The organism is Agromyces sp. LHK192, from assembly GCF_004006235.1.
Lineage (GTDB): Bacteria > Actinomycetota > Actinomycetes > Actinomycetales > Microbacteriaceae > Agromyces.
In genome coordinates, this window is sequence record NZ_CP034753.1 from 1,513,466 (window position 1) to 1,534,648 (window position 21,183).

Consider the following 21,183-nt stretch of genomic DNA (forward strand, 5'->3'; position numbering starts at 1 on the left):
CCGTGGCGCTCGGGCGGGCAGCACGCGGCTGGACCATCGCGGTCGTGGTGGTCGTGGTCGTGACAGCGGTGCTGGTCATCGTCGACGCCGTCGTCCGCGCCTCCGCGCAGGAGCGGATCGCCGAGAACGTCGAGGCGCAGCTCCCCGACGGCGTGACGGGCGACGTCACCGCCGAGATCGGCGGGTTCTCGGTGCTGTGGCAGTCGATCGTCGGCACGGCCGAGCGCGTCGAGCTCCACGCGCGGGAGCTCACGGTCGACGGCGCGCCGATCGCCGTCGACGTCGTCGGCACCGACGTCCCGCTCGACCAGACGAAGCCCGTCGGTCGCATCACGGGCACGATCACCGTCGACGAGGCATCCCTGAACACGCTCGCCGTCGGGCAGGGCGTCGACGGCGGGTTCACGCTCGGAGACGGGTCCGTCGGGTACGACGGCGAGATCGAGTTCCTCGGATTCCCCATCCGCTACTCGGCGACCGCGACGCCCGAGGCGGCCGGTGATCGGATCCTGCTGCGACCGACCGCGGTCGAGGCCGGAGCTGGGGGAGCATCGATCGACCTGTCGGGGATCGCCGACCGGATCCTGGGCGGCGACCCGTTCACCGTGTGCACCGCGGAGTACCTGCCGGAGGGCGTGGAGGTCGCGGACGTCGCGGTCGCCCCGGGCTCGGTCGTCATCGGGCTCGAGGCATCCGGACTCGTGCTCGACGAGGCGCATCTGGCCGCCCGCGGCAGCTGCGACTGAGCGAGGCGCCGAGGCGATGACGGCGGCACGTCATCCGATTCGGCGCCGCATCCGGCCGCGGATAGACTCGCACGGGTGCACTGCCCCACAAGGGCTCCACACCGTGGCTTCAGGAACCGATCCGGGTTCGCTCGCCGAACCCCGAGTGATCGATTCGTTCCCTTCGTCCCAGTGAGGTCTCTCCCCGTGGCATCCTCCGCCCCGTCCGTCGTTCCACCCGCCCCTGCGGATCCGAACGCGCTCGCGCCGGCGGTGTGGCCGGAAGGCGCCCGGCGGGACGAACACGGCCGCCTCGTCGTCGGCGGGGTCGACGCCGAGGCGCTCGCCGCGCGCTTCGGCACGCCGCTGTACGTGCTCGACGAGCGAGTGGTCCGTGAGCGCGCCGCGCGCTTCCGGACCGCGCTCGACGAGGCCGCGCGTTCGATCGGATCCGAGGCCACCGTCTACTACGCCGGTAAGGCGTTCCTGTCCGCGGCGATCGTCCGTTGGGTCGGCGAGGAGGGCCTCTCCGTCGACGTCTGCTCGGGCGGCGAGCTCGCCATCGCGCTCGCGGCCGGTGCCGACCCGGCGCGCATCGGCTTCCACGGCAACAACAAGTCGGTCGCCGAGATCGAGCGTGCCGTGGCCGCCGGCGTCGGTGCGATCATCATCGACAGCGAGATCGAGATCGAACGGGTCGCGCACGCCGCGGCCGCGGCCGGCCGCGTGCAGCGGGTCCGGCTCCGCGTCAACAGCGGCGTGCACGCGTCCACGCACGAGTTCCTCGCGACCGCGCACGAAGACCAGAAGTTCGGCGTCCCGCTCTCGCGTGCCGTCGAGTTCGGCACCCGTATCCGCGCGCACGCGTCGCTCGACTTCCTCGGCCTGCACTGCCACATCGGATCCCAGATCTTCGACTCGGCCGGGTTCGCCGAGTCCGCCGAACGGCTCCTCGCCGTCCATGCCGAGCTCGCTCGCCTCGCGCCGCTGCCCGAGCTCAACCTCGGCGGCGGATTCGGCATCGCGTACACCGAGGCCGACGACCCGGCGCCGATCGAACGGATCGCGGCCGGCATCGCCCGTTCGGTCGAGGCCGCCTGTCGCGTGCACGACGTACCGGTGCCGAAGCTCGCGTTCGAGCCCGGCCGGTCGATCGTCGGACCCGCCGGCATCACGCTGTACACCGTCGGAACGATCAAGCCGGTCCCCACCGACGACGGCTGGCGGCACTACGTCTCGGTCGACGGCGGCATGAGCGACAACGCCCGCACCGCCCTGTACGGCGCCGCCTACACGGTGCGCATCGCGTCACGGGCCTCGGATGCCCCGGCCGCGCTCGTGCGCGTCGCCGGCAAGCACTGCGAATCGGGCGACATCGTCGTCGACGCCGACTGGCTGCCCCACGACGTCGCCCCCGGCGACCTCGTCGCGGTCGCCGCCACCGGCGCCTACTGCTGGTCGCTCGCGAGCAACTACAACCACCAGCCGCGCCCGGCCGTCGTGGCCGTCCGCGACGGCGAGGCGCGGGTGATCGTGCGCGGCGAGACCGAGGCCGACCTGCTCGCCCGCGACGCGGGCATCGCGGCACCGGGCGTCGGGGCTGCGGGCCCCGAGACATCCGACCAGGCGACGGCGACCGGAGGAACCACCGCATGATCGAATACCGCACCATCCGCGTGGCGCTGCTCGGCGCCGGCTCGGTCGGCTCCCAGGTCGCCCGGTTGCTGCTCGAGCACGCCGACGAGCTGACCGCCCGCATCGGCGCGCGCATCGAGCTCGTCGGCATCGCGGTGCGCGACGTCGACGCGAAGCGCGACGCCGACCTCCCGCGGGAGCTGCTCACGACCGACGCGGACGCGCTGATCCTCGGCGCCGACATCGTGATCGAGCTGATGGGCGGCATCGAACCGGCACGCACCCTGGTGCTCCAGGCGATCGCCTCGGGCGCCGACGTCGTGACGGGCAACAAGGCGCTGCTCGCGGCGCACGGCCCGGAGCTCTTCGCCGCGGCCGAGCAGGTCGGCGCGCAACTGTCGTACGAGGCCGCCGTCGCCGGCGCCATCCCGATCATCCGGCCGTTGCGCGAGAGCCTCGCGGGCGACCGGATCGAACGCATCCTCGGCATCGTCAACGGCACGACGAACTACATCCTCGACCGGATGGACACGACCGGCGCGAGCCTCGAGGACGCGCTCGCGACCGCGACCGACCTCGGATACGCCGAGGCCGACCCGACCGCCGACATCGGCGGCTACGACGCCGCCCAGAAGGCGACGATCCTCGCGAGCCTGGCGTTCCACACGAGCGTGCCGGTCGATGCGGTGCACCGCGAGGGCATCACCGGAGTCACCGCTGCGCAGGTCGAGTCCGCCCGCCGTGCCGGCTACGTCGTCAAGCTCCTCGCGATCTGCGAACGCCTCACCGATCCCGAATCGGGGGAGGAGGGCGTCTCCGTCCGCGTGTACCCCGCGCTGGTGCCCCGCCAGCACCCCCTCGCGGCCGTGCACGGCGCGAACAACGCGGTGTTCGTCGAAGCCTCCGCGGCCGGCCCGCTCATGTTCTACGGCGCCGGCGCGGGGGGCGTGCAGACCGCCTCCGCGGTGCTCGGCGACCTCGTCGCGATCGCCCGCCGCCACGTCATCGGCGGCCCGGGGACGAGCGAGTCGACCCATGCCGACGTCGCCGTGCTCCCCATCGGTCGCATCACGACCCGGTACGCGATCACGCTCGAGGTCTCCGACGAGCCGGGCGTGCTCGCCGCCATCGCGCATGTCTTCGCCGACCACGGCGTCTCCGTGGAGCAGCTCCAGCAGGCCGTCGCCGACAGCGGCACGGCTACGCTGGTGATCGGCACCCACCACGCGACCGAACAGGCCCTCGCCGACACCGTCGCCGCGCTCGCCGAGAGCCCGGTCGTGGTGTCCGTCGCATCCGTCCTCCGAGTCGAAGGAGCAGTGTGAACCAGCCCACCCCGAAGCCGAACTCGCGCCAATGGCGTGGAGTCATCCGCGAGTACGCCGACCGGCTCGACGTGACCGACGCGACGCCCGTGGTGACCCTCGGCGAGGGCGGCACGCCGCTGCTGCCGGCACCCGCGCTGTCGAGCCGCACCGGTGCCGACGTCTGGGTCAAGTTCGAGGGCATGAACCCGACCGGTTCCTTCAAGGACCGCGGCATGACGATGGCCGTGACCAAGGCCGTCGAGCACGGCGCGAAGGTCGTCATCTGCGCTTCGACGGGCAACACCTCGGCGTCGGCCGCCGCCTACGCGACGCACGCCGGCATCGGCGCTGCGGTGCTCGTGCCCGAGGGCAAGATCGCGATGGGCAAGCTCAGCCAGGCGATCGCGCACAACGCGACGCTGCTCCAGGTGCAGGGCAACTTCGACGACTGCCTCGACATCGCTCGCGAACTCGCCGCGAACTATCCCGTCCACCTCGTCAACTCGGTCAACAACGACCGGATCGAGGGGCAGAAGACGGCGGCGTTCGAGGTCGTCGAGGTGCTCGGCGACGCACCCGACCTCCACTTCATCCCCGTCGGCAACGCCGGCAACTACACCGCGTACACCCGCGGCTACCGCGAAGACCTCGCGGCCGGCAACTCGACGCGGATGCCTCGGATGCTCGGCTTCCAGGCCGCCGGCTCGGCACCGATCGTGCGCGGCGAGCCCGTGCGCGACCCCGACACCATCGCGAGCGCGATCCGGATCGGCAACCCCGCCTCGTGGGAGCTCGCCCTCCAGGCGCGCGACGAGACCGACGGCTACTTCGGGGCCATCGAGGACGCGAAGATCCTCGAGGCGCAGCGCATCCTGTCGGCCGAGGTCGGCATCTTCGTGGAGCCCGCGTCAGCCATCTCGGTCGCCGGACTGCTCGAGCGTGCCGAAGCCGGTGCCGTGCCCGCCGGCGCGCGGGTCGTGCTGACCGTCACCGGGCACGGGCTCAAGGACCCCCAGTGGGCGCTGCGCGGTGCCGACGGCGCCGACGTGCAGCCCACGGTCGTCCCGGTCGACGTCGCCCAGATCGCCGACGTCCTCGGGCTCGGGGCATGAGCTCGGCGCCGACGCCGCCCGTGGCGGCGCCGACGCGCGCGGTCGGCGGCCTCGTCGGGCGTGCGGTGCGCGTCAAGGTCCCCGCGACCAGTGCGAACCTCGGACCCGGTTTCGACACGCTCGGCCTCGCGCTCGCCGTCTACGACGAACTCGACGTCACGGTCATCGATTCCGGCCTCGAGATCGAGGTCCACGGCGTCGGCGAGGGCGAGGTGCCGCTCGACGACCGCCACCTCGTCGTGCGCGCCATGGCGCACACGTTCGCCAAGCGCGGACTCGTGCTGCCGCCGATCCGCCTCGTCGCGCGCAACTCGATCCCGCACGGCCGCGGCCTCGGGTCGTCCGGTGCCGCGATCGTCGCCGGCGTCATGGCGGCGGCGGGCCTGCTGGAGGGCGTCGAGGCGTTCTCCGCCGACGACCTGCTGGAGATCGCGACCGAGCTCGAGGGCCACCCCGACAACGTCGCGCCGGCACTGTTCGGCGGCCTCACGATCGCCTGGACGACGCCCGAGGGCCCGCGGCACAAGAAGCTCATCGTGCACCGCGGGGTGTCGCCGCTCGTCCTCGTGCCCGAGCACGAGATGTCGACGGCGCTCGCCCGTTCGCTGCAGCCCGCACAGGTCCCGCACGAGGACGCGGTGTTCAACGTCTCGCGGTCGGCCCTGCTCGTGGCGGCGCTCATCCAGAGCCCCGAGCTGCTGCTCCAGGCGACGGAGGACAAGCTGCACCAGTCGTACCGCGCCGAGGCGATGCCCGAGACCGATCGGCTCATCAAGGCGCTGCGGACGGCGGGGCATCCCGCCGTCGTATCGGGCGCCGGGCCGTCGATCCTGGTGCTCGCGAGCGATCCGAGCGAGCGCCCCGACGCGATCCGGGTCGCAGAGGATGCCGCGGACACCGCGTGGCAGGCGCTCGCGCTCGCCGTCGACTTCAAGGGCGCGACCGTCGTGCCGGCGGACGCCTGAATCGCCGGCGCCGTCCACAGACGGCGCGTCGCGATTCCGACGAACCGGATGCCTGGTGGTAGGCTGGCAGGGCACCCGGCGGTGAACGCATCGAAGGCGTTTCCAGTCGCATCGTGCACTTCCCAGCAATCTTGCTCTCGCCTCGCGCGGGCCAGCGCCTCCGTGCGCATCCTCCCGTTCCGCGTGGCGACCAGGTCTCCCAGCGGGTGTTCTGCCCAGCCGGGGGAAAGGACCACACCCCAGTGACCAACACTCCCGAAGCCATCGACGGCGTCGTCACCCCTGCGCGCCTCAGCTCCATGAAGGTGGCCGAGCTCGTCGAGCTCGCGAACACCCTCGGCATCTCCGGCGCTTCCAAGCGCCGCAAGGGCGAGCTCGTCGAGCTGATCTCCACGGCGCAGGCCGATGCGGCGCAGGCCGCGGATGCGCCCGCCGAGACTGAGGCCCCGGCCCCGAGACGCCCGCTCCCGACGCGCCCGCAGCCGAGGCTCCCGTCGCCGACGCGCCGGCCGAAGCGGCGGCCCCCGAGGCGCCCGCAGCGGCGGCGCCCGAGGCATCTGAGCCCGAGGCATCCGAGCCCGCGATCGAGCAGCCCGCCGCCCAGCAGGCGCGCCGCGGACGCCAGCCGCGCCGCGCGACCAGCGCGACCGCCGCGGCCGGCCACGTGAACGGCGGCGGGTCGGGCGTCTCGCTCGTGCCTGCCGACGCGACCGACGACGCAGCCCGCGAGGCGGCCCGTGCCGCGGTTCGCGAGGAGCTCGCTGCGGCGACCGGCGGACGAGCGCGCGCCGCCGATTCCGACGAGGCCGCCGAGCCCGCGGAGGGCGAGGCCCCCGCGGCCGAGCAGCAGCCCCGCCAGGGTCGCAGCCGCAACCGCGGCCGACGCGGCGGCGACCGCAACGCCGATCGCGGCGACGCCCAGAAGGGCGAGGCCGACGGTTCGCGCCAGGGCGACCAGAAGGGCGACGCCAAGGGCGACCAGAAGGCCGACGAGCAGCGCGGCGACGCCAAGGAGCCCGCCGACAAGGGCCAGCAGGGCCGTCAGCAGAACCAGAACCAGCAGCAGCGCGACGCCCAGCAGGGCGAGGGCGAGGGCGGTCGGCGCAGCCGGTACCGCGACCGCAAGCGCCGCGGCCAGGGCGGCGGCGACGAGGTCGAGCCCGAGATCCTCGACGACGACGTGCTGATCCCGATCGCGGGCATCCTCGACGTCCTCGACAACTACGCGTTCGTGCGCACGAGCGGCTACCTCCCCGGCCCGAGCGACGTCTACGTCTCCCTCGGCCAGGTGAAGAAGTACCACCTGCGCAAGGGCGACGCGGTCGTCGGCGCCATCAAGCAGCCGCGCGACGGCGAGCAGAACAGCCGCCAGAAGTACAACGCGCTCGTCCGGGTCGACTCGGTCAACGGCCAGACCGGCGAGGAGGCCGCCGCCCGCGTCGACTTCCAGAAGCTGACGCCGCTGTACCCGCAGGAGCGCCTGCGGCTCGAGACCGAGCCGACGAAGCTCACCCAGCGGATCATCGACCTCGTCGCGCCGATCGGCAAGGGCCAGCGCGGCCTCATCGTGGCGCCGCCGAAGGCCGGCAAGACGATCGTGCTGCAGCAGATCGCGAACGCGATCGCGATCAACAACCCTGAGGTCCACCTCATGGTCGTGCTCGTCGACGAGCGCCCCGAAGAGGTCACCGACATGCAGCGCACGGTCAAGGGCGAGGTCATCGCCTCGACGTTCGACCGTCCCGCCGAGGACCACACCACGGTCGCGGAGCTCGCGATCGAGCGCGCCAAGCGGCTCGTCGAGCTCGGCCACGACGTGGTCGTGCTCCTCGACTCGATCACCCGTCTCGGCCGTGCGTACAACCTCGCGGCACCGGCATCCGGTCGCATCCTCTCGGGCGGCGTCGACGCGTCGGCGCTCTACCCGCCGAAGCGGTTCTTCGGCGCAGCGCGCAACATCGAGAACGGCGGCTCGCTCACCATTCTCGCCACGGCGCTCGTCGAGACCGGGTCGAAGATGGACGAGGTCATCTTCGAGGAGTTCAAGGGCACCGGCAACTCCGAGCTGCGCCTCTCGCGCCAGCTCGCCGACAAGCGCATCTTCCCGGCCGTCGACGTGAACGCGTCGTCCACGCGCCGCGAGGAGATGCTGCTCTCGCCCGACGAGGTCAAGATCACGTGGAAGCTGCGCCGCGCCCTCGCCGGGCTCGAGCCGCAGCAGGCGCTGGAGGCCGTCCTCGGCCGACTTCGCGAGTCGCAGTCGAACACCGAGTTCCTCCTGCTCATGCAGAAGTCGGCTCCGGTGGGCGGCAACGGCCACGCGCACGAGTCCGACCACCGCTGAGTCGATGTTCGACTCCGTCCAGGCGCTGATCGCCGAGCACGGCGAGCTCCAGCAGGAGCTCGCCGACCCGGCGCTCCACGCCGACCCCGCGCGCGCGAAGAAGGCGAACCGCCGGTACGCCGAGCTCTCGCGCATCGTCGCGGCGAACGGCACCTGGACGCAGGCGCAGGACGACCTCGACGCGGCCCGTGAACTCGCGAAGGAGGACGACGCCTTCGCCGAGGAGGTGCCGGCCCTCGAGGCGGCGCTCGCGGATGCGCAGGAGAAGCTGCGGCGCCTGCTCATCCCGCGCGATCCCGACGACGGACGCGACGTGATCATGGAGATCAAGGGCGGCGAGGGGGGCGCCGAGAGCGCCCTCTTCGCGGCCGACCTCCTGCGGATGTACATCCAGTACGCCCAGTCGAAGGGCTGGAAGACCGAGCTCCTCGAGCGCGACGAATCCGACCTCGGCGGCTACAAGAACGTGCAGGTCGCGATCAAGTCGAACGCGTCCGACCCGTCGCAGGGCGTCTGGGCGCACCTCAAGTACGAGGGCGGCGTGCACCGCGTCCAGCGCGTCCCCGTGACGGAGACGCAGGGTCGCATCCACACGTCCACCACCGGCGTGCTCGTCTTCCCCGAGGTCGACGAGCCCGAAGAGGTCGACATCAACCAGAACGACCTCAAGATCGACGTCTACCGGTCGAGCGGGCCCGGGGGCCAGTCGGTCAACACGACCGACTCCGCCGTGCGCATCACGCACGTGCCGACGGGCATCGTCGTGTCGATGCAGAACGAGAAGTCGCAGCTGCAGAACCGCGAGGCCGCGATGCGCGTGCTCCGGGCGCGGCTGCTCGCCAGGCAGCAGGAGGAGCTCGCCGCCGCGGCATCCGACGCACGGAAGACGCAGATCCGATCGATGGACCGCTCGGAGCGGATCCGCACCTACAACTTCCCCGAGAACCGCATCGCCGACCACCGCACGGGCTACAAGGCGTACAACCTCGACCAGGTCATGGACGGCGCGCTCGAGCCCGTCATCGAGTCGGCCGTCCGCGCCGACGAGGAGGCGCGCCTGGCCGATCTCGGCGACCAGGGCTGAGCACGCTCGGCGCTCGATGGCGCCGGTGCCCGGTGCTCCCCGCCGCACACCCGGCGCGCCGCGCACCCGGCGCGCCGCGCCTGTTTGCGCCCTCCGCGCCGCATTGCATGGCGCACGGCTGACCAACTGGCGTGGACCCGGTGCAATCCACGGCACTGAGCGGCGGTCCTGCACCGGCGTCGATGACCGGGTCCGTCCACGGATTCGCGTGGCGCAGCCCCGCCGGCGAGGACTCCGTCGATGCTGTTCGGATGTCGCATCCGCTGCTCCCGGTGAACCCCGATGGATTCGTTCTGGCGAAGGACGTGCGTGCGTCGGGCCGCCAAGGCACGCTCGACACGCAACGACGACACGCCGGGCTCGTCGCCGTGCGCCGAGGCGTGTACGTCGATCGGGCGCGCTCGGAGCGCGCCACGCCGCTCGAGCGCCATCGCGACCGCGCGATCGCCGCCGGATTGCAGCGGCGCGCGCCGGTGTTCGCGGGCTTCACGGCTGCGGTGCTCCATGGCCTGCCGGTCGTCGGAGGTGTGCCGCACGAGATCTTCCTGCTCGCCGGAGGCACGTCGGGTCGTCGCCGCAACGGCGTCGTGGAGATCGCCCGCACCGGCTTGGAAACGCTCACCGAGGTCGAGGGTCGCGCCATCGTCGGGGTCGTCGACGCCGTGATCGACGTGGCGAAGCGGATGCCGCTCCTCACGGCGCTGGTGATGGCCGACGCCGCGCTCCAGATTCCTCGTTACGGCGTCGACCGGCCGCGCTCCACCCCCGAGGAGCTGCGCACCGCCTATGAGACGCGGCTCCCGTTCCCGTCGAGCCGCGCGGTCCGCGCCGTGATCGATCGCGCGGTCACCGACGCCGAGACGCCGATCGAGACGTTGAGCCGGTTCCGATTCGAGGAGCTCGGCATCCCCGAGCCGCAACGGCAGGTCGCACTCGCCCTCCCTCGGCTCGGTCGGGTCGTCCACCTCGACTTCGCCTGGCCGGAGCTCGGGGTCTGGGGCGAGGCCGACGGCGCGGTCAAGTACACAGCGGATTCGAACGCGGCCCGCGTCGTGCGCGAGGAGAAGCTGCGCGAGGACGAGATTCGGGCGGTGACGCAGTGGCGGTGCGCACGATGGGGTTGGCGCGATGCCTGGGAGGGCACGCCGCTTCGCGACATCCTCGCGCGCGCCGGCGTGCGCACCGAGGGCGGGAGGGCTCACGCCATTGCGCCACTTCGCGCCTCACGCGCCGGTTGAACGGGCGCGGAGGCGACGATCTGGCGCAACGGTACGGTGCAGCGCAAGCGCCGCGCGGCGCACGCCCGCGCGGCGGGCTAGATGTGCCAGTCGTGGACGCCGCGCGCCGAGTCGGCGGTCGCCGCCGACAGCGGCCGGGGCACCGCGGGCACGCCGACGAGCAGGGAATGGGCGGGAGCAGCGCGGGTCACGACGGCGTTCGCGCCGACGGCGCTCCACGCGCCGATCGTGATGTCGCCGAGGATCTTGGCCCCGGCGCCGACCGTCACGCCGTCGTGGAGGGTCGGGTGGCGCTTCGTGCCCGGAGGGGTGTTCCGCGGCGCCTTCCCGCCGAGGGTGACCCCGTGGTACAGCATGACGTCGTCGCCGATCACCGCGGTCTCGCCGATCACCACGCCCATGCCGTGGTCGATGAAGAACCGCCGGCCGATCGTGGCCCCCGGGTGGATCTCGATACCGGTGAGGAACCTGGTGACCTGCGAGATCAGTCGCGCGGGAAGCCGGAGTCCGGCGACCCAGAGGCGGTGCGCCACGCGGTGGGCCCAGATCGAGTGGAGGCCTGAATACGCGAGGAAGACCTCGAGATCGCTCCGTGCAGCCGGGTCGTGGGCGCGGGCGGTCGCGAGGTCTTCCTTCAGGCGAGAGAGGATCGGCACCCGATCAGTCAAGCAGACCCTCGTACAGGACCGTGGACAGGTACCGCTCGCCGTAGCTCGCGACGATGACCACGATCGTCTTGCCGGCGTTCTCGGGGCGCTTCGCGAGCTCGAGCGCCGCGTACACGGTCGCGCCCGACGAGATGCCGCCGAGGATGCCCTCCTCCTGGCCGAGGCGGCGCGCGGTGGCGACGGCCTGGTCGATGTTCACGTCGATGATCTCGTCGTAGACGTCGCGGTCGAGGATGTCGGGCACGAAGTTCGCGCCGATGCCCTGGATCTTGTGCGGGCCGGGCTGGCCGCCGTTGAGGATCGGCGACTCGGCGGGCTCGACGCCGACGATCTTCACCTCGGGCTTGCGTTCCTTGAGCACCTGTCCGGTGCCGGAGAGGGTGCCGCCGGTACCGATGCCGGAGACGAAGATGTCGACGCCGCCGTCGGTGTCGGCCCAGACCTCCTCGGCAGTGGTGCGCCGGTGGATCTCGACGTTCGCCTCGTTCTCGAACTGGCGGGCGAGCACGGCGCCCGGGGTCTCTGCGGCGATCTGCTCGGCGCGCGCGACGGCGCCCTTCATGCCCTCGGAGCCCGGCGTGAGCACGAGCTGGGCGCCGTAGGCCTTGAGCAGCGCCTTGCGCTCGGCCGACATGGTCTCGGGCATCGCGAGGATGACCTTGTAGCCGCGAGCGGCGCCGATCAGCGCGAGCGCGATGCCGGTGTTGCCGCTCGTGCCCTCGACGATGGTGCCGCCGGGCTGCAGCGCGCCGGCGGCCTCGGCGGCGTCGACGATGCCGACGCCGAGGCGGTCCTTGACGCTCGCGGAGGGGTTGTAGAACTCGAGCTTCGCGAGCACCGTCGCCGCGGAACCGTCGGTGATGCGGTTCAGGCGCACGAGCGGGGTGCCGCCGAAGGCCTGGGTGATGTTGTCGTAGACCTTTGCCATGTGCGGGGCTCCTCTTCGGGCTGGGTCGTGCGGGGACTCAGATCAGCCTAGGAGCGCGGCGGCGTCGCGTACCGTGCGTTACATTCCATTGCGTGAATGCGCCAGCACCGGATGCCCCGGCCCCGACCCTGCGTCAGGCGCGCGATGCCGCCGCAGTCGAACTCTCGGCCGCGGGGGTCCCCGACCCCGAGGTCGACGCCGACCTGCTGCTCGGGCACGTCCTCGACCTGTCGCGGGGTGCGCTGGCGGCGCGCATGGTGATGGGCGACCGGCTCTCGGCGTCGGATGCCTCGGTGTTCGCGTCGCTCGTCGCTCGTCGCGCTGCGCGCGAGCCGCTGCAGCACCTCACGGGTCGGGCGCCGTTCCGCGCGCTCGACCTGCTGGTCGGCCCCGGCGTGCTGGTGCCCCGGCCCGAGACGGAGACGGTCGCTCAGCTCGCCGTGGACGCGCTGCGTGCGGCCGCCGAGCCCGAACCGGTCGCCGTCGACCTGGGGACCGGCACCGGCGCGATCGCCCTCGCGCTCGCGACGGAGGTGCCGCACGCCCGAGTGCACGCCGTCGAGTTGTCGCCCGAGGCGCTCGAGTGGGCGCGACGCAACCTCGACGAGGTGGGTGCCGCGAACGTCGAGCTGGTCGCCGGCGACCTCGCCGACGCGTTGCCGGAGCTCGACGGCACGGTCGCGGTCGTCGTGTCGAACCCGCCGTACGTCCCCGCCGCGATGGTGCCCGTCGACGCGGAGGTGCACCGGTTCGACCCGGCCGTCGCGCTCTACGGCGGGGAGGACGGCCTCGACGTGATCCGGGTGCTGTCGCGGCGGGCGTTCGCCCTGTGCCGGCCCGGGGGTGTGCTGGTCGTCGAGCACGCGGAGCACCAGTCTGCCGCGATCGCCGCGCTGCTCGCGGCCGACGGCTGGCGGGCGATCTCGCACCACCGCGACCTCACGCTCCGCGACCGGGCGACGACCGCGGTGCGCTGAGCCCATCGTGCGCCGGCGCAGCGTGAGGTGAGCCACTCGTGCGCTGACGACCGCGCGGCGACGGACGCCGCGGGCGTCAGGAGCGGGATGACAGCCGGGCGCGCGCGTCCTTGAGCGCGAGCCGCTCGACCTTGCGGGCGTCGCGCAGTCGCTTCTCGGCGTCGCGACGGGCCCGCTGGGCCTCCTTGACCTTCCTGTCGGCGAGCACCGCCGGGTCGCCGTCGTCGTGGAAGGGCTCGGGGTCGGCCCGCGGCATCCCGGCCGCGCGTTCGCCGACGTAGGCCGCCACGCCGTCGAGGATGCGTTCGAAGCCGAACGCGAGGGGATCGGCGTACTCGTCGCGGAAGACGCCGGCGTCGATGGCGCGGCGTACGAAGGGGAACTCCTCGGCGGTCACGAGGGTGTCGAGGATGTCGTTGCGGGCGTCGTCGATCTCCTGGGGGTCGATGCCCGCCTTCCGCGCGGCCTCGGTGTACGAGCGTTCGATGATCCCGCGCCAGCGGACGTTGCCGGTGTACAGCAGCATCAGCGCGACCCGCTCGAACTCGTCGACCGGCAGGTCGGCGAGCACCTCGAGCATCGCGTCCATCCAGGCGACGTTGTTCGGTGTCGCGGGGGTGCCGTCGATCGGGATGTCGAGGACCCACGGGTGCTCGAGGTAGCGGCGGAGGTTCTCGGCGGCGAGGAATCGCAGGCGTCCGCGCCAGTCGTCGGCATCGAGATCGGAGCCGAGCTCGGGCGGGACGCCCGTGCCGAACTCCTGCATGAGCGTCAGCAGGTCGTCCTTGCCGGTGACGTAACGGTAGAGCGACATGGTCGTGTAGCCGAGCGACTGCGCGACCCGGCTCATCGAGACGGCGCCGAGCCCCTCGGCGTCGGCGATCTCGACCGCGGCCTCGACGATGCGCTCGATCGAGAGTTCGCGCTTGGGCCCGCGCTGCGGGTTCGCGGCGACACCCCAGGCGAGCGCGATGCCGCGGGGGAGTTCGGCGTCGCCGCGGTCGGGCGGGGTGTCGACGGTCATCCGGAACCTTTCTCGGCGATGGGCTTGCGTCCATCCTAGTTCTGTGTATTACTTAAACCGTGTGTGGATGCCATACACAGTTTACGACCTACACAACCACGAACGGAAGGCGCAGGCCATGACCCTCGCGATCGACGTCCGCGGCCTCGGCAGGCGATTCGGCAGGACCACGGTGCTCGACGGGCTCGATCTCGCCGTCGCCGAGGGAACCGTGTTCGCGCTGCTCGGACCCAACGGCGCAGGCAAGACCACCACGATCAACATCCTCACGACGCTGCTCAAGCCCGATGCGGGCACCGCGCTCGTCGCCGGATACGACGTCGCGCGCGAGCCCGACGCCGTGCGCTCGCGCATCAGCCTCACCGGCCAGCAGGCCGCCGTCGACGAGATCCTCACCGGGCGCGAGAACCTGGTCATGCTCGGCCGGCTCTCCGGTCTGGGCGGCCGGGCGGCCGGTGCACGAGCCGACGAGCTGCTCGAGCGGTTCGATCTCGCAGGCGCCGCGAAGCGGCAGGTGAAGACCTACTCGGGCGGCATGCGGCGTCGGCTCGACCTCGCCGTCAGCCTCGTCGTGCCCACGCCCGTGCTCTTCCTCGATGAGCCGACGACCGGGCTCGACACGCGCAGCCGGCAGGAGCTCTGGGCCGTGATCGGCGAGATCGCGTCGGCCGGCGCCACCATCCTCCTGACCACGCAGTACCTCGAGGAGGCCGACCGGCTCGCCGACCGCATCGCCGTGCTCGACGGCGGGCGACTCGCCGCCGAGGGCACCGCGGCCGAGCTCAAGGCGCGCGTCGGGGGAGAGGTCGTCGAACTCCGCGACGCCGACGACGCGCTCCTGGCCGAACTGCCCACCGACGGCAGCGTGCACGGCCTCCGCGCCGCGATCGACGAGCTCGACCGGCACCCCGCGTCGGCGCTGCCCGGATCGCACGTGACCGTGCGCCGTCCGAGCCTCGACGACGTGTTCCTGTCCATCACGGCCGGCGGCGCGCCGCGCGCGGCCGCCGACCTCGCCTCGACGAAGGGCTGATCATGACCACGCTCACCTCGGTCCCGGCAGGCAGCCGGGGCGCTGCCGGGGACGTCCTCCGGCCCCGACCCCGCCTCGGGCCGGTCACCGCAGAGGCCGTCTTCATCCGCCGCAGCCTCACGCACTCCATCCGCGACGGCGAGACGTTGCTCATGGCGATCATGCTGCCCGTGATGCTGATGCTGTTGTTCACGTTCGTGTTCGGCGGCGCACTCGACCCGTCGGGCGGCTACGTCGACTACGTCGTGCCCGGCATCATCCTGCTGTGCGCCGGATTCGGCGCGAGTTCGACGGCCGTCTACGTGGCACGCGACATGTCGACGGGAATCATCGACCGGTTCCGCACCATGCCGCTGCACGCCGGCGCGGTGCTCGCCGGCCACGTCGTCTCGAGCGTCGTACGCAACCTGCTCGCCACCGCGATCGTCATCGGGGTCGCCCTCCTGGTCGGGTTCCGGCCGACCGCCGGCCCGCTCGAATGGATCGGGGCGATCGGCATGGTCGCGCTGTACATCCTCGCGATCACCTGGCTCTTCGCGGCGATCGGCCTCGCGGCCGGCAGTCCCGACGCGGCCAGCGGCTACGGCTTCATCCTGTTGTTCCTGCCGTACCTCTCCAGCGCGTTCGTGCCGGTCGAGACCCTGCCGGACTGGCTCCAATGGGTCGCCGAGAACCAGCCGATCACGCCGATCATCGAGACCATCCGAAGCCTGCTCATGGGCACGCCGATGGGCGACTCGGCATGGTGGGCGATCGGCTGGTGCGCCGGCATCATCGCGTTCGCCGCCTGGTGGGGCGCCTGGCTGTTCCGCCGCAAGGCGGGGCGCCGCTGAGCGGGGCCGCCGACGACGAACCGGAACGATGAGCGGATGCCCCGCCCGGGGCATCCGCTCATCGGCGATGGGTCACCGGTCCTGCCCCGGCGGCGGGTCTACAATCGAGCGGTCATGACTGCGATCTTCGACTGCTCGGTGGATGCCGACCTGCTCACCGGAATGCGCCTCGCGCGCGGCGCGATCGGGCGCGGCCAGCTCGTCGTGCTCCCGACCGACACCGTCTACGGGCTCGCGGCCGACGCCTTCTCCGCCGAGGCCGTGCAGCGGCTCCTCGACGCGAAGGGCCGCGACCGCACCTCGCCTCCGCCGGTCCTCATCCCCGGCGTGCCGACGCTCGACGGCCTCGCGCGCGACATCCCCGAGAGCGTGCGCGCGCTCGTCGCGGCGTTCTGGCCGGGCGGGCTGACGGTCGTGCTCCACGCGCACCCGTCGCTGCAGTGGGACCTCGGCGAGACCCGCGGCACGGTCGCGCTCCGGATGCCCGACCACCGGATCGCCCTCGAGCTCCTCAGCGAGACCGGGCCGCTCGCCGTCTCGTCGGCCAACCTCAGCGGACAGCCCGCCGCGTCGACCGCGCAGGCCGCGGTCGACATGCTGGGCGACTCCGTCGCGGTCTACCTCGACGGCGGCGCGGCCGGCGAGTCGTACGAGGCAGTGGGGGAGCGACCCGGCGACCTCTCCTCGACCATCGTCGACGCCACGGGAGACCACCTGCGGATCGTGCGCGCCGGGGTGATCACCCGCGAGCAGCTCATCGAGGTCGTCGGCGAGGAGGCGTTCCAGCCGCCCGTCGCCGAGGGGGAGCCGGCCGACGCATGACCCTGTTCGTCGCGCTGGCGCTGCTCGCGGGCTTCGTCTCCTTCGTCTGCTCCATCGTCGTGTGGAAGCTCGGGCTGAAGTACAAGCTGTACCCGCAGATCCGCGAACGCGACGTGCACACGCGGCCGACCCCGCGCCTGGGCGGCATCGCCGTCTTCATCGCCATCGTCGTCGCGCTCGGCGCGGCCTGGCTCATCTCGACGTTCGGCGAGACCCGCTTCTCGCTCGTCGCCATCATCTTCGAGAACCCCGCACAGGTGCTCTCGATCCTCGGCGCGGCGCTGCTGATCGTGCTGCTCGGGGTCGCCGACGACCTGTGGGACCTCGACTGGATGACCAAGCTGGCCGGGCAGTTCATCGCCGCGGGACTCGTGGCGTGGCAGGGCGTCTCGATCGTCTCCCTGCCGATCGGCGGCATCACGGTGGGCTCGAGTTGGATGAGCGCGATCGTCACGGTGTTCGTCATCGTGCTCGTGATGAACGCCGTGAACTTCATCGACGGCCTCGACGGCCTCGTCGCGGGCGTGACGCTGATCGCCAACGGCGTGTTCTTCATCTACACCTACCTGATCGTGCAGCAGACCTCGCCGTTCAACTACTTCAACCTGGCCTCGCTCATCGCCGTCGTGCTGGTCGGGGCGCTCGCCGGCTTCCTGCCGATCAACTGGCATCCGGCCAAGATGTTCATGGGCGACGCGGGGGCGCTGCTGGTCGGCCTGCTCATGGCGACCTCGGCCATCGCGGTCACCGGCCAGATCAACCCGGCAGCGGTCGGCATCGAAGACCTCTTCGCGGCATTCATCCCGATCATCCTGCCGTTCGCGGTGCTCGTGATCCCGCTGCTGGACTTCGCCATGGCCGTCCTCCGGCGCATGCGGGCGGGCAAGTCGCCGTTCTCGGCCGACCGCAAGCACCTCCACCACCGTCTGCTCGACATGGGCCACACCCACCTCAACGCGGTGTTGATCCTCTACGGCTGGACGGCGGTCGTCGCGATCGGATGCCTCCTCACGTACGTCCTGCCCGTATACCTGCAGACCAGCGCGCGGTGGGCGCTGGCGTTCATCGGCGTCGGCTTCGTCGTGTGCGCGGTCCTGACGCTCGCTCCGCTGGGGCGCCGGAAGCGACTCACCGTGACGGCCGAGGAGACGCCGTCGGCCGAACGCGACGCAGCGCAGGCACTCGTCGGGATGGACGAGCTCTCGGCGTCGGCCGAGCGGGCCGAATCGGGGGACGAGCCGGCATCGACCGGGCTCCCGGCTCCGGCGCAGTCCGCGCCGGTAGAATCGCCCGGACCCCCGAACGGAGCCCGATGACCGACGCGCCCGGCGCCAGCCGAACCCCCACCTCCAACCCCGTGCTCAGGCGAGCGCTCGTCTGGGGCGGCGTGCTCGCCGCCGTGATCCTGGTGGTCTCCGCCGTGCTGGGGTTGGTGTTCGCCGGCGTCGACGGGCTCGTGAGCGCACTGGTCGGCACCGTGATGGCCGTGGTCTTCATGGGCATCACGGCCGCGAGCATCCTGCTCGCGAACCGGTTCGCAGGCAGCGACCTCTTCGTCGGCGCGTTCTTCGGGATCGTCCTCGGCGGATGGCTGCTGAAGTTCGTGCTCTTCATCGTGCTGGTGCTCGTGCTGCGGGATGCGCCGTGGCTGAACGGCACCGTCCTGTTCCTCAGCATCGTGGCCGGCGTCATCGCCTCGCTCGTCGTCGACGTGCTCGTCGTCGCGCGTTCTCGGCTGCCCTACGCGAGCGATGTCCAGCTCCCGAAGGCGCCGACCGAGGACTGAACCGGAGATTCCCGGTTCAATTCGTCCGCTCGTAGAAGTCTTGCTAGAGTATGGGCGATCCCCCACGGAAATCCCACCGCCTCGGCGTGTGCGGATTCCGTTCCGATGTTCGACGACGCGAGAGCCGAGCTCCACGCCCCGAAACAGGAGATAGCGCTGCTAGCTACCGCTGTGAACCTGCTGGTTCCGACTGCAACCGATGATGGTGAATTCCACGGGCCGTCGATCGACGAATTCTTCCCCGGCCCCCTCCTCTTCGAGGACACCGCGTTCGAGATCAACCGGATCATGCTGGTCCGCTTCGTGGCGGTCATCGCACTGCTGCTGGTCTTCTGGCTCGGCACGCGCCGCATGCGCGTCGTGCCCGGCCGCTTCCAGAGCCTCGTCGAGATGGGCCTGGACGTCGTCCGCGTCAACATCGCGTACGACCTGCTCGGCAAGAAGGACGGCAAGCGGTTCCTGCCGATCCTGACCACCATCTTCTTCATGGTGCTGTTCATGAACATCACGGGCATCATCCCGTTCCTGAACATCGCCGGCACCTCGGTCATCGGCGTGCCGCTGGTCCTCGCGATCGTCTCGTACGTCACCTTCATCTACGCGGGCATCAAGAAGAGCCCCAAGAACTTCTTCAAGAACTCGCTCTTCCCCTCGGGCGTGCCCTGGCCGGTCTACATCATCGTGACGCCGATCGAGCTGATCTCGACCTTCGTCATCCGGCCCGTGACGCTGACCCTCCGACTCATGATGAACATGATCGTCGGTCACCTCCTGCTCGTGCTCTTCTTCGCGGCGACGCAGTTCTTCTTCTTCACGGCCGGCGGGTGGTACACCCTGTTCGGCGTCGGCACGCTCGCGTTCGGCTTCGTGTTCACGCTGTTCGAGATCCTCGTCGCCGTCCTGCAGGCCTACGTCTTCGCCCTCCTCACCGCGGTCTACATCCAGCTCGCGGTCGCAGAAGAGCACTGAGCCGGGCACCCGCCCGAACCATCCCCAAGAAAGGAAACCCAACGTGGACGCAACCACCGTTCTCGCTGAGATCAACGGCAACATCGCGACGGTCGGCTACGGCCTCGCCGCCATCGGCCCCGCCATCGGCGTGGGCATCGTCGTCGGCAAGACCATCGAGGGCGTCGCCCGTCAGCCCGAGCTGGCCGGCCGCCTCCAGGTCCTGATGTGGATCGGTATCGCCTTCACCGAGGCGCTCGCCTTCATCGGCATCGCGACGTACTTCATCTTCGTCTGACCCGACCGCCCCAACCGAGGAGGCCAATGTGCTTCATGCAGTTCTGAGCGCTGCAACCGAGGGTGGCGAGAGCCCCAGCCCGGTGATCCCGGAGTGGTACGACATCATCTGGTCGTCGGTCTGCTTCGTCATCATCCTCGTCTTCTTCTGGATCTACGTGCTCCCGCGCGTGCAGAAGATGCTCGACGAGCGTGCCGAGGCGATCGAGGGCAACATCGCGAAGGCCGACGAGGCGCAGCGCAAGGCCGAGGCGGCACTCGAGGAGTACACCGCCCAGCTCGCCGACGCGCGGGCCGAGGCCGGTCGTATCCGCGAGACCGCCCGCGAAGACGGCAAGAAGATCGTCGCCGAGGCCAAGGACACCGCAGTGTCCGAGGCCGCTCGCGTGACCGCGAGCGCCCAGGCGCAGATCGACGCCGAACGCCAGTCGGCGCTCGTCTCGCTCCGCTCCGAGGTCGGCACGATCGCGATCGACCTCGCCTCGGGCGTCGTGGGCGAGTCGCTCACCGACGACCAGAAGGCCAAGGCCGTCGTCGACCGCTTCCTCGCGGACCTCGAGGCCGAGCAGGCCACCGCCGGAGGGACGAAGTAATCCATGGGTAGCGCAACGAGGGAGGCCCTCGCCGGCACCCGCGCCGCGCTCGCGGGGCTCGGCACCGTCGAGCTCCGCACCGCGGACGACCTGCTCGCCGCGGCGCGGCTGATCGGCCGGTCGCCGCAGCTGCGCTCGGCGCTCATCGACAACGAGGCCGACGCCGCGCAGAAGCGCGCGCTGGTCGAAGGGGTCTTCGGAGCCCGCATCGGCACCGAGGCGCGCGGCGTCCTGGTCAGCGCGGCCTCGGCCCGCTGGTCCAGCCAGGACGACTTCCTCGCCGGGCTCGAAGACCTCGGCTTCCGGCTCGCGGCGATCGCCGCAGGCACGTCCGTCGAGCTCGACTCCGAGCTGTTCTCGTTCGACCGCACCGTCGCCGGCGACGCGGAGCTCGAGCTCGCGCTGGGCTCCAAGCTCGGCGCCGCCGAGGCGAAGGAACGACTGGTCGAGCGACTGCTCGGCGGCGTCGCCGCACCGGCGACGGTCTCGATCGTCCGCCATCTGGTGCTGCAGCCTCGCGGCCGCCGTATCGGCGAGATGCTCAAGCACGCCGCGAGCGTGGTGGCCGACCAGCGCGGCTACGACGTCGCGACCGTGACGACCGCCGTACCGCTCACGAGCGACCAGCTCGAGCGACTCGGCCGCACCCTCGCCGGCACCGCCGGCCGGGGCATCCGATTCGACACCATCGTCGACCCCTCCGTCCTCGGCGGGGTCCGCGTGCAGATCGGCGACGATGTCATCGACGGCAGCGTCGCCAGCCGTCTCAGCTCGCTGAGGCAGAAGCTCGCCGGCTGACGCCGGCCCCCACTCACCGGCGTCCTGCGCCGCGACATACACATATCAGTAGCTGTACGAGCGGTA

General features: G+C 71.5%; 20 protein-coding genes and 1 pseudogene. 18 read left to right on the plus strand and 3 right to left on the minus strand.

Going from position 1 to position 21,183, the window contains the following annotated elements; genetic code table 11:
* Positions 1-2 precede the first annotated feature (2 nt).
* The 8 genes and pseudogenes from ELQ40_RS06695 to ELQ40_RS06730 all read left to right on the plus strand — a co-directional run bounded on the left by ELQ40_RS06695 (position 3) and on the right by ELQ40_RS06730 (position 10,410).
* The gene (locus tag ELQ40_RS06695; protein ID WP_127792988.1) at positions 3-746 is read left to right on the plus strand and encodes a DUF2993 domain-containing protein; all 744 of its coding nucleotides are present in this window, start codon (positions 3-5) and stop codon (positions 744-746) included.
* A gap of 186 nt (positions 747-932) precedes the next feature.
* Complete coding sequence (lysA, locus tag ELQ40_RS06700) at positions 933-2,381, plus strand: diaminopimelate decarboxylase (protein WP_205649445.1); 1,449 nt, start codon at positions 933-935, stop codon at positions 2,379-2,381.
* Entirely contained in the window at positions 2,378-3,685 is a 1,308-nt protein-coding gene (locus ELQ40_RS06705) for a homoserine dehydrogenase (protein WP_127792990.1), read from the plus strand. Before lysA ends, ELQ40_RS06705 begins: the two co-directional genes overlap by 4 nt.
* A complete protein-coding gene (thrC, locus tag ELQ40_RS06710; RefSeq protein ID WP_127792991.1) occupies positions 3,682-4,779 on the plus strand; it encodes a threonine synthase in 1,098 nt (365 codons plus the stop codon). Before ELQ40_RS06705 ends, thrC begins: the two co-directional genes overlap by 4 nt.
* Positions 4,776-5,744: a homoserine kinase gene (thrB, locus tag ELQ40_RS06715; RefSeq protein ID WP_127792992.1), complete on the plus strand. Its 969-nt coding sequence runs from the start codon at positions 4,776-4,778 to the stop codon at positions 5,742-5,744. The genes thrC and thrB overlap by 4 nt, the downstream gene beginning before the upstream one ends.
* 299 nt (positions 5,745-6,043) lie before the next feature.
* Positions 6,044-8,088: pseudogene (gene rho / locus ELQ40_RS06720) on the plus strand (transcription termination factor Rho).
* 4 nt (positions 8,089-8,092) lie between these two features.
* Positions 8,093-9,172, plus strand: coding sequence for a peptide chain release factor 1 (gene prfA / locus ELQ40_RS06725; protein WP_127792993.1), 1,080 nt, complete (start codon positions 8,093-8,095; stop codon positions 9,170-9,172).
* Positions 9,173-9,423: 251 nt separating this feature from the next.
* Positions 9,424-10,410 carry a hypothetical protein gene (locus ELQ40_RS06730; RefSeq protein WP_127792994.1) on the plus strand — a complete coding sequence of 329 codons (987 nt, stop codon included), beginning with the start codon at positions 9,424-9,426 and terminating at the stop codon, positions 10,408-10,410.
* A gap of 77 nt (positions 10,411-10,487) precedes the next feature.
* On the opposite strand, the gene epsC is transcribed toward ELQ40_RS06730, so the two are convergent.
* A complete protein-coding gene (gene epsC, locus ELQ40_RS06735) occupies positions 10,488-11,066 on the minus strand; it encodes a serine O-acetyltransferase EpsC (RefSeq protein WP_127792995.1) in 579 nt (192 codons plus the stop codon).
* Between the two features lie 4 nt (positions 11,067-11,070).
* A complete protein-coding gene (gene cysK, locus ELQ40_RS06740; RefSeq protein WP_127792996.1) occupies positions 11,071-12,006 on the minus strand; it encodes a cysteine synthase A in 936 nt (311 codons plus the stop codon).
* A 92-nt stretch (positions 12,007-12,098) separates the two neighbouring features.
* Here cysK and prmC point away from each other — a divergent pair, with 92 nt between their 5' ends.
* Complete coding sequence (gene prmC / locus ELQ40_RS06745) at positions 12,099-12,983, plus strand: peptide chain release factor N(5)-glutamine methyltransferase (protein WP_127792997.1); 885 nt, start codon at positions 12,099-12,101, stop codon at positions 12,981-12,983.
* 76 nt (positions 12,984-13,059) lie between these two features.
* Here the strand turns inward: prmC and ELQ40_RS06750 are convergent, their stop codons facing one another.
* On the minus strand, positions 13,060-14,007 hold the full coding sequence (locus ELQ40_RS06750; RefSeq protein ID WP_127792998.1) for a TetR/AcrR family transcriptional regulator: 948 nt from the start codon (positions 14,005-14,007) through the stop codon (positions 13,060-13,062).
* 118 nt (positions 14,008-14,125) lie between these two features.
* Here ELQ40_RS06750 and ELQ40_RS06755 point away from each other — a divergent pair, with 118 nt between their 5' ends.
* The 9 genes from ELQ40_RS06755 (at position 14,126) to ELQ40_RS06795 (ending at position 21,117) form a co-directional block, all read left to right on the plus strand.
* Positions 14,126-15,040, plus strand: coding sequence for an ATP-binding cassette domain-containing protein (locus ELQ40_RS06755; RefSeq protein ID WP_127792999.1), 915 nt, complete (start codon positions 14,126-14,128; stop codon positions 15,038-15,040).
* 2 nt (positions 15,041-15,042) lie between these two features.
* Positions 15,043-15,873, plus strand: a complete 831-nt coding sequence (locus ELQ40_RS06760; RefSeq protein ID WP_127793000.1) for an ABC transporter permease — start codon at positions 15,043-15,045, stop codon at positions 15,871-15,873.
* A gap of 114 nt (positions 15,874-15,987) precedes the next feature.
* The gene (locus tag ELQ40_RS06765; protein ID WP_127793001.1) at positions 15,988-16,695 is read left to right on the plus strand and encodes an L-threonylcarbamoyladenylate synthase; all 708 of its coding nucleotides are present in this window, start codon (positions 15,988-15,990) and stop codon (positions 16,693-16,695) included.
* Positions 16,692-18,011, plus strand: coding sequence for an MraY family glycosyltransferase (locus ELQ40_RS06770; protein WP_127793002.1), 1,320 nt, complete (start codon positions 16,692-16,694; stop codon positions 18,009-18,011). The genes ELQ40_RS06765 and ELQ40_RS06770 overlap by 4 nt, the downstream gene beginning before the upstream one ends.
* Complete coding sequence (locus tag ELQ40_RS06775; RefSeq protein ID WP_127793003.1) at positions 18,008-18,481, plus strand: hypothetical protein; 474 nt, start codon at positions 18,008-18,010, stop codon at positions 18,479-18,481. Before ELQ40_RS06770 ends, ELQ40_RS06775 begins: the two co-directional genes overlap by 4 nt.
* 171 nt (positions 18,482-18,652) lie before the next feature.
* On the plus strand, positions 18,653-19,450 hold the full coding sequence (gene atpB / locus ELQ40_RS06780) for a F0F1 ATP synthase subunit A (RefSeq protein ID WP_127793004.1): 798 nt from the start codon (positions 18,653-18,655) through the stop codon (positions 19,448-19,450).
* 43 nt (positions 19,451-19,493) lie between these two features.
* Positions 19,494-19,727: an ATP synthase F0 subunit C gene (atpE, locus tag ELQ40_RS06785; RefSeq protein ID WP_022888426.1), complete on the plus strand. Its 234-nt coding sequence runs from the start codon at positions 19,494-19,496 to the stop codon at positions 19,725-19,727.
* 28 nt (positions 19,728-19,755) lie between these two features.
* On the plus strand, positions 19,756-20,319 hold the full coding sequence (locus tag ELQ40_RS06790) for a F0F1 ATP synthase subunit B (protein ID WP_127793005.1): 564 nt from the start codon (positions 19,756-19,758) through the stop codon (positions 20,317-20,319).
* A gap of 3 nt (positions 20,320-20,322) precedes the next feature.
* A complete protein-coding gene (locus tag ELQ40_RS06795) occupies positions 20,323-21,117 on the plus strand; it encodes a F0F1 ATP synthase subunit delta (RefSeq protein WP_127793006.1) in 795 nt (264 codons plus the stop codon).
* The last annotated feature ends 66 nt before the right edge of the window (positions 21,118-21,183 follow it).

Bases quoted from the DNA above. Each gene is read 5' to 3' on its own strand.
- prfA (WP_127792993.1), top strand. From the start codon at position 8,093: ATGTTCGACTCCGTCCAGGCGCTGATCGCCGAGCACGGCGAGCTCCAG.
- ELQ40_RS06760 (WP_127793000.1), top strand. From the start codon at position 15,043: ATGACCACGCTCACCTCGGTCCCGGCAGGCAGCCGGGGCGCTGCCGGG.
- ELQ40_RS06770 (WP_127793002.1), top strand. From the start codon at position 16,692: ATGACCCTGTTCGTCGCGCTGGCGCTGCTCGCGGGCTTCGTCTCCTTC.
- ELQ40_RS06705 (WP_127792990.1), top strand. From the start codon at position 2,378: ATGATCGAATACCGCACCATCCGCGTGGCGCTGCTCGGCGCCGGCTCG.
- ELQ40_RS06755 (WP_127792999.1), top strand. From the start codon at position 14,126: ATGACCCTCGCGATCGACGTCCGCGGCCTCGGCAGGCGATTCGGCAGG.
- thrB (WP_127792992.1), top strand. From the start codon at position 4,776: ATGAGCTCGGCGCCGACGCCGCCCGTGGCGGCGCCGACGCGCGCGGTC.
- ELQ40_RS06730 (WP_127792994.1), top strand. From the start codon at position 9,424: ATGTCGCATCCGCTGCTCCCGGTGAACCCCGATGGATTCGTTCTGGCG.
- ELQ40_RS06775 (WP_127793003.1), top strand. From the start codon at position 18,008: ATGACCGACGCGCCCGGCGCCAGCCGAACCCCCACCTCCAACCCCGTG.
- ELQ40_RS06750 (WP_127792998.1), bottom strand. From the start codon at position 14,007: ATGACCGTCGACACCCCGCCCGACCGCGGCGACGCCGAACTCCCCCGC.
- cysK (WP_127792996.1), bottom strand. From the start codon at position 12,006: ATGGCAAAGGTCTACGACAACATCACCCAGGCCTTCGGCGGCACCCCG.
- ELQ40_RS06795 (WP_127793006.1), top strand. From the start codon at position 20,323: ATGGGTAGCGCAACGAGGGAGGCCCTCGCCGGCACCCGCGCCGCGCTC.
- ELQ40_RS06765 (WP_127793001.1), top strand. From the start codon at position 15,988: ATGACTGCGATCTTCGACTGCTCGGTGGATGCCGACCTGCTCACCGGA.